This window comes from Sandaracinaceae bacterium, from assembly GCA_020633055.1.
Classification (GTDB): domain Bacteria; phylum Myxococcota_A; class Polyangia; order Polyangiales; family Houyiibacteriaceae; genus JADJJE01.
On record JACKEJ010000004.1, the window covers coordinates 1,167,250 to 1,174,658 of the forward strand.

The following is a 7,409-nucleotide window of genomic DNA, read 5'->3' on the forward strand; positions in this document are numbered from 1 at the left end:
TGAGCATCACCTTACGCGAAGGGTCTCGTGGGATCCAAAGGATGCGTCGGTCGCCACAGGGCAGGCGGCGCGGCTCTTGAGCGTTGACGCATGGGAGGGCGGTCGATACCGTCGCTTTTCTCTCTGGCTGCACGGAGCGAGCCGGCGAGGGGAGAGGCGACATGGGCGCGCGTTCGAGCACAGAGACAGCGTTGAGGGTGTTGGCGGCGTTGCTGGACGAGCCCACCTGGAAACAGGCCGAGCTGGCGCGCCACGTGGGGGTCTCGACGCAGACCGTGAAGCGCTGCCTCGAGGAGCTCGAAGCGGCCGGGGTGCCGCTCGTGAGCGACAAGGACCACCCCCACGTGTACTGGAGCGTGCCGCGGTCGTGGCTACCCGACGGGGTGAATCTGCCCCGTGAGCTGCTGGTGGACCTGCTGCGGCGTGTGGCCCGCGGGGCGACCGGCACCCACGACCGGCTGCTGGCGCACCTGGTGGATGCCACCCCGGACCTGCGCGACATGGTGGCGCGCGTGCAGGCCGCGCACGTGGCGGACGGCACCGGCTTCTCGTCGAGCATGATGGCCGCGCTCGAGGACGCTTCGGACAGCCACGCCGTGGTGCTCACGTACCGCAAGAGCCGCAAGGCCCCGGTGGAGTCGCGCGTGTGCTCCCCGGCCTGCTTCGTGGACAGGCACCAGCACCTCTTGGCGCGCTGCCACACCACGGGTCGCGCACGGCGCTTCCGGCTGGATCGCATCCTCGCGGTGCACACCGTGCCCGGCGCCGAGCACCGGCCCTTGAGCGACGACGAGATCAAGGAGCAGCTGAGCGGCGCGGTAGACGGCTTCCGCTCGCCCGGATCGCTGGTGTCCGTGCGCTTTCGCCTGATGGGCCCCGCGTCGGAGGTGGGCTGGATGATCGAGGACCTGCCCGAGGACCTGCACGTGGAGGACATCGACGAGGGCTACTTGGTCCACGGCCAGACGGGTGCGCTGGGCAAGCTGGCCGCAAAGCTGGTCACGTGGGGCGCGGTGGTCCGCTACGACGACGAGGACCTGCGGCGCGAGGCGCGACGGGTGGTGGAGGCGGCAGCGGGGGTGGTGGGTGAGACGGGGGGTGTGGGATGACGCGACAAGGGGAACAAGTGGTCAGTGCGTCGCAACCGGTGAGGCGGTTGCGTCACAGGCCCTATGTAGGCTCCCGAGGATGAGCTGGCGGGAGACGAGCGGTGAACGGCGAGCCAACTGACTTTTGGGGGAAGCTGCAGTCCGACGGTGATGGTCGGGTCGTGGCGTGGCATCCGCTCGAGGCTCACTGCGCGGATGTGGCCGCGTGCTGCGAAGCGCTCTTGCGAGACACCCTGCTCGGCGCCCGCTTGGCTCATCTGTTCGGCGGTGCCTCGCTGCATCCGGTCGTGCGCGACCGGCTCGTGGTGATCGCGGCGCTCCACGATCTGGGCAAGTACAGCATCTGCTTCCAGAACCGGGCCTTCCGTGTCCGCCTTCCGCAGGGTGGCCACGTCGCGCCCATCGTGAAGGGGTTGTCCTCCTCGGGTCGCGTGTTTGACCAGCTGCTCGACGTGCTGGCGCCGTTGGCCAGCTTCGGTTCAGCCTGGGGACCGTACCTCGCGGCTTCCATCAGCCACCACGGGCGTCCCGAGCGAATTGGTGACGCAACCGGGTTCGATCCAGCCTGGTTCGAGGCCGCTCACGGGCTCGATCCGGTCGATGGGATGCGGCGCCTCATGCGTGCCGTCGAGCGCTGGTACCCGAATGCGTTCGACACGGCGATTCCTGACCTCGAGCTGCCCGACCAGCCAGCGGCGCAACACTTCTTCGCGGGCCTGGTCATGCTGGCGGATTGGCTGGGCTCGGATGCACGCGTCTTCGAGTATGCGCAGGACACCAGCGACCCGATGCCGCTTGCGCGTGAGCGGGCCGCGCGCGTGGTCCAGGCGCGGTTCCTGGCGCCAGCGGGACTTCGTGCCGCTTGTCGTGCGGACTATGAAGTGTTCTCGACGCCAGACGCTGTGTTTGTCCCGCGTCCCGCCCAATGCGTCGTATCGGAGCTTCCCATTCCTTCTGTTGGCGAAGCGACGCTCACCGTGCTCGAAGCGGAGACGGGCTCGGGCAAGACCGAAGCGGCGCTCCATCGCTATGCGCAGCTGTTCCGCGCTGGTCTCGTCGACGGAATTTACTTCGCTCTTCCAACCCGAACGTCCGCCACGCAGATCCACCAGCGCGTCGTCCGCGCTGTCGCGAGCACCTTCGAGGCGCTCTCGCCGGAAGCGCGGCCACCCGTCGTGCTGGCGGTCCCGGGCTACTTGCGCGTAGACGACGTCAGCGGACAGGCGCTGCCGAACTTCAACGTGCAGTGGCCGGATGTGGGCACGAATCGCGATCGTACGTGGGCTACAGAGCACGCCAAGCGCTACCTCGCGGGGAGCGTAGTGGTGGGCACCATCGATCAGGCGCTCCTCTCGACGCTCGTCGTGGACCACGCGCATCTCCGGGCCACGTCGCTCTCGCGGTTGCTCTTAGTCGTGGACGAGGTGCACGCGTCGGACGCGTACATGACCAAGCTGCTGGATCAGGTGCTGGCGTTCCATTTCGCGTGTGGGGGACACGCGTTCTTGATGAGCGCGACGCTGGGAACGACCGAGCAGCGAGGTTTCATGGCGCGAGCCACGGCACCGCGAGCCTTGGCACCGCTTCCCAAGCGCCCCCCCTTGGCGCTGGCCGAATCCATTGGCGCGCCCTACCCCGCCATTCACCACGGGGGAACGCGAACGAAGCCCAGCACGGTTCCGGCGCTCACGCCGGGCAACGCCAAGACATGCGCCATCGAGCTCTGGCCGGCCATCGACGATGCGGAGTCCGTTGCGGAACGTGCGCTCGACGCTGCCCGTCGTGGGGCTCAGGTGCTCGTGCTCCGCAACACCGTCGCGGACGCGGTCGCAACGCAGCGTGCGTTGGAAGATCTCGTGACGACGGCGGATCACGGCAGCTTGTTTCGCGTTCGTGGCGTCGCGACGGTCCACCACGCGCGGTTCGTGCAGGGGGACCGCAGGCTGCTCGACGAAGCGGTCGAGGCGCGCCTGGGGAAGCACGCGGACCGCTCGGTCGGTTCGGTGGTGGTTGCCACACAGACGGTGCAGCAGAGCCTCGACCTGGACGCAGACCTCTTGATCACAGACCTGTGCCCGATGGATGTGTTGTTGCAACGCATCGGCCGCGTGCATCGGCACGCACGCCCAGCATCGGCGCGACCTGAAGGCTTTCGCGCAGCCACCTGCGTCGTCCTCGATCCCGGATCGATGGTGGCGTTCATCGATGCGCGCGGGGTCGCGCGTGGACAACATGGGTATGGACGGGTCTACGAGGACATGCGCATTCTCGAGGCGACCCGGGACCTGATGGTCGAACGGGATGTGCTGGAGGTGCCGGAGGACAACCGCATGCTCGTCGAGCGCGCGACACACCCCGAGGCGTTGGCCGCGGTGGTCGAGCGGTGTGGTCCCGCCATGGTAGCGCACGCCATGACTTCGACCGGGGCGCGCTTCGCGAAGGTCCAGCTGGCAGACGGGCACGTGGTCCAGCGAACGACCGAGATGGGGTCGTACGGGTTTCCAGACCGCGATACGGTCCGGCGCGTCGCCACTCGGCTTGGCGCCGAGGACCGCCTGTTGGAGTTCGAGCAGGGTTTCGACAGCGCCTTCGGGACGCATGTGCGGAGCGTGAAGGTGCCGCATTGGCTCGCGCAGGGTTGGCCCGCGACCGTCAGTGGACGCGTGTCGTCATTGTCAGACGGCGTTGTGACGTTCGATGCGCTCGACGCGGAGGGCGGGCGCTTGGCCACGTTCCACTACGACCGGCTGGGCCTCCACGCCGGTGCCCCCGAGGCCTCAACCGTCCACCAAGACACCACGGAAGCAGAAGCAGATGAATGAATCGGATCTCGAGGCACTGCCGGCTGGCGACCCCATCGACCTGCTGGAGCGACCCATCTTGAGCGTCGCGGATGATCGTGGCGTCGTCGCGCACCTGTCGTTGGCGGGGCTGTTGGCGCGAATCGCACGTGGCGACGATGCCGAGCTCGCGCTGCTCATGCCCCATCAGCAACACGCGATGCACGCTTTCGTGGTGCAGCTGATGGCGCTCGTCGCGTCGCGGGCTCCCGCGCGTGACGTGCCCAAGGACGAGGAGGGATGGCGTGCGGCCCTGCGCGCGCACGGTGGTTGCTCAGAGGCCTTTCAGCTCGTCGTCGCGGACCTCGGAAAGCCCGCCTTCATGCAGCCGCCGGTGCCGGAGGGCTCGCTCGACAAGTTCAAGGACGTTCCGACGCCCGACGCGTTGGACATGCTGGTCCTCGCCAAGAACCACGACGTCAAGATGGCGCGCATCCAACGGCCGCGTATCGAGCACTGGGTCTTCGCTCTGATCTCGCTCCAAACGCAGCAGGGGTTCTCTGGTCGCGACAACTACGGTGTCGCGCGCATGAACGGGGGGTTCGGCAATCGGCCTGGCTTCGGGGTCACGCCTTCGCTCGGCTGGACGCCGCGTGTCCTGCGGGACCTGGCGGTCGCGCTCCGGGAGCGCGATGCACTGCTCTCCGATGCACGGCCCTACAGCGCGACGGGACTCGGGCTGGTGTGGCTCACGCCGTGGGACGGCACGGAATCCCTCGAGATGGAAGCCCTCGACCCGTTCTTCATCGAGGTATGTCGGCGCGTGCGTGTCCTGCGGGTGGAGCGCGGCTTGTCCGTGGGCATGACGTCTACGAAGGTGCCTCGCATCTCCAGCAAGGAGTTGCTCGGCAACACAGGTGACCTCTGGACGCCCGTGGACGTGGCGCGCGGGGCGGCGCTCACGCTCCCATCGTCGGGTCTCCACTACGCGCGCATGGCGCAGCTGCTGTTCGACGACGACTGGGTGCGACCGCCGGCGCTCTCTGTTCAAGCCGCAGATGGAAGCCAGCCCCTGGTCGTCGCGCGAGCGCTGGTGCGAGGGCAGGGCAAGACCGAGGGCTTGCACGAGCGGGTCATCCTGGTCCCGGCAGCGTCTCGTGGCCTGTTTGCGCGCCCCGATGGGCGCGAGAAGCTCGGGGTGTTGTCGAAGGGACGCATCGAGGCCGCTCGGGCGCTGCGGCTGAAGGTGCTCAAGCCCGCAGTGTGCGCGCTCTTGCAGGGTGGCGCTGACGACCTCCGGCTCGACGACGATCGCGGGGACTGGCTGCTCGATGACCTGGACCGACTCATTGACCAGGACTTCTTCCCGAGGCTCTTCGCCGACGTCGAACGCGACGCAGACGATGCCGACGTGGGCTATCAGCAGTACCTGCGGACCATCGGTGAGGCGACGCTCGAGCGCGGGATCGAGAGCCTGCCTACTTCCGCGTCGCGACGTGAGCGCGCCATTGCGGCGGCGGAAGCCCGCTTTGCGGGCGGCATGCGGAAGAACTTCCCCCGGGCCTTCGAGGCCACGTCCACCCCATCCCATGGCGAGGAGACCCAGTCGTGACCGATACAACAGAAGTCCAAGAAGTAGTGCCGACGGTGCCTGAGGGCACTGAGGACAGTCCATTCAAGCGCTTCGCCGCCGCCGTCCGGGCGGTGTCTCGCGCGGTCGACGACGCGGAGGGCGGTCCGCTGACTCGAGGTGACGTCGCCTCTCTCCGGCGCGAAGATGGAGCGCGGTCGCCGGTGTTCTACAAACTTGCCAGCATGATGCTGCGCGACGTCCTGCCGCGTGGCGGCGAAGCGCAGCTCAGCGAGGCCGAGCGACGCTGGGCGCGGGTGGTCCACCTGCTCGCGCGGACGGCCGGACAACACGTCGTACGGGGGCCGAAGTTTGGGGCTGCGCTCGCAGACGCGGGCCTCGCGGAGGCGCGGTTCGTGCGGCTCTTGCGGGCCGAGGGTGACGCTATCGATCCTGCGTCTCGAGCGGCGATTGCCCCGCTCGTGCAGCAGGCGCTGAGCTTCGATGCGCTCGATCTGGCTGCGCTGATCGTCTCGGCGCCGCATCCCACGTTTCGATTCCATCTCGAAGACGGAGATGACGTCCGCCGCAGGGTCGCGCGCGACTTCTATCGCGTGCGGGCCACCCAGGACTAAGTCGTTCTCGTCCCCATCTCACTACGTTCGTTCTCAGACCGAAGGAAGCTCCATGTCATTTCTACAGATTCACACGCTCACGTCCTACCCCGCCTCGCTCCTCAATCGTGACGATGTCGGCTTCGCGAAGCGACTGCCGTTCGGCGGCGCGACGCGGACCCGCATCTCCTCCCAGTGCCTGAAGCGGCACTGGCGCACGTTCGACGGGGAAGGATCCATCGACTCCATCGAGATCGGAGGCACCATCGTCCCGATGGCCGTGCGCTCGCGGCGTTCGTTCGAGCGGCACGTGTACCAACCGCTCGTCGATGGGGGGGTCGCACAGGATGTCGCTGAAGCGGTGACCGACCGGCTGATGGCCGCCGTGCTGGGGGAGAGCGCCAAGGCGAAGAAGGCGAAGACTGAGAAGAAGGGCAAGAAGCAGGACGACGCCGATGCGGAGCGTGATGCCATTCAGACTGGTCAGGTGACGGTACTGGGCAAGCCCGAACTCGACTTCATGCTCACGCTCGGAAAGGAGATCGCGGCGCAGGCGAAGGACGAGGCCTCCGTTGAGAAGGCCACCAAGGCCGTGCTGACGAAGGAGCAGCTCAACAACCTCAAGACCCTCCGCCAGGGCGCCGGTCTCGATGCCGCGCTCTTCGGTCGCATGGTGACCAGCGACCATCTCGCACGCGCAGATGCTGCGATCCATGTGGCGCACGCCTTCACCGTGCACAAGGAGGACTCGGAGTCGGACTACTTCTCCGCTATGGACGACCTCGCGGAGGGGGACGATGCCTTGGGGAGCGGTCACATCGGCAACACGGAGCTGACGAGCGGTCTGTACTACGGGTACGTCGTCGTCGATGTCCCGCTCCTGGTGTCGAACCTGGAGGGCGGCGACCGGAAGCTCTGGACCGAGCGCGACCGTGCGCTCGCGGCGGAGGTGGTACGGCGGCTCGCGCACATCATTCCGACAGTCACGCCCGGGGCGAAGCTTGGGTCGACCGCGCCCTACGCCTACTCGCACTTCGTGATGGCCGAGTGGGGGACCGCGCAGCCCCGGACGTTGGCCAACGCGTTCGATGCGCCGGTGCGCGCGGACCACGACATCCTTCGTAGCGCCTACGACCAGCTGGCCGCCTACGTGGCGGACGTCGACGATGCCTACGGCAAGAAGACCGAGCGGCGCTACGTGGCCATTCGCTCGACGGACTCGCTGGGCAAGCTGGGTGGCGAGAAGGGCTCACTCGACCAGCTCGCGGATTTCTGCGCCTCCATGGTGCGAGGATGAAGGTCCTGCTGCTGCGTTTCGATGCGCCCCTCCTGTCGT

Annotated in this window: 5 protein-coding genes; all 5 read left to right on the forward strand. The window is 67.6% G+C overall.

Going from position 1 to position 7,409, the window contains the following annotated elements; translation table 11 throughout:
• Positions 1–161: 161 nt before the first annotated feature.
• The 5 genes from H6726_04885 (at position 162) to cas7e (ending at position 7,370) form a co-directional block, all read left to right on the forward strand.
• A complete protein-coding gene (locus H6726_04885; protein ID MCB9656967.1) occupies positions 162–1,109 on the forward strand; it encodes a WYL domain-containing protein in 948 nt (315 codons plus the stop codon).
• 161 nt (positions 1,110–1,270) lie between these two features.
• Positions 1,271–3,931, forward strand: a complete 2,661-nt coding sequence (cas3, locus tag H6726_04890; GenBank protein MCB9656968.1) for a CRISPR-associated helicase Cas3' — start codon at positions 1,271–1,273, stop codon at positions 3,929–3,931.
• Complete coding sequence (locus tag H6726_04895; GenBank protein MCB9656969.1) at positions 3,924–5,501, forward strand: type I-E CRISPR-associated protein Cse1/CasA; 1,578 nt, start codon at positions 3,924–3,926, stop codon at positions 5,499–5,501. Before cas3 ends, H6726_04895 begins: the two co-directional genes overlap by 8 nt.
• Positions 5,502–5,527: 26 nt before the next feature.
• The gene (locus H6726_04900; GenBank protein MCB9656970.1) at positions 5,528–6,094 is read left to right on the forward strand and encodes a type I-E CRISPR-associated protein Cse2/CasB; all 567 of its coding nucleotides are present in this window, start codon (positions 5,528–5,530) and stop codon (positions 6,092–6,094) included.
• A gap of 52 nt (positions 6,095–6,146) precedes the next feature.
• Positions 6,147–7,370: a type I-E CRISPR-associated protein Cas7/Cse4/CasC gene (gene cas7e / locus H6726_04905; GenBank protein MCB9656971.1), complete on the forward strand. Its 1,224-nt coding sequence runs from the start codon at positions 6,147–6,149 to the stop codon at positions 7,368–7,370.
• Positions 7,371–7,409 lie beyond the last annotated feature (39 nt).

Coding starts and splice junctions, on each gene's coding strand:
- H6726_04895 (MCB9656969.1), top strand. CDS start 3,924: ATGAATGAATCGGATCTCGAGGCACTGCCGGCTGGCGACCCCATCGAC.
- cas7e (MCB9656971.1), top strand. CDS start 6,147: ATGTCATTTCTACAGATTCACACGCTCACGTCCTACCCCGCCTCGCTC.
- H6726_04885 (MCB9656967.1), top strand. CDS start 162: ATGGGCGCGCGTTCGAGCACAGAGACAGCGTTGAGGGTGTTGGCGGCG.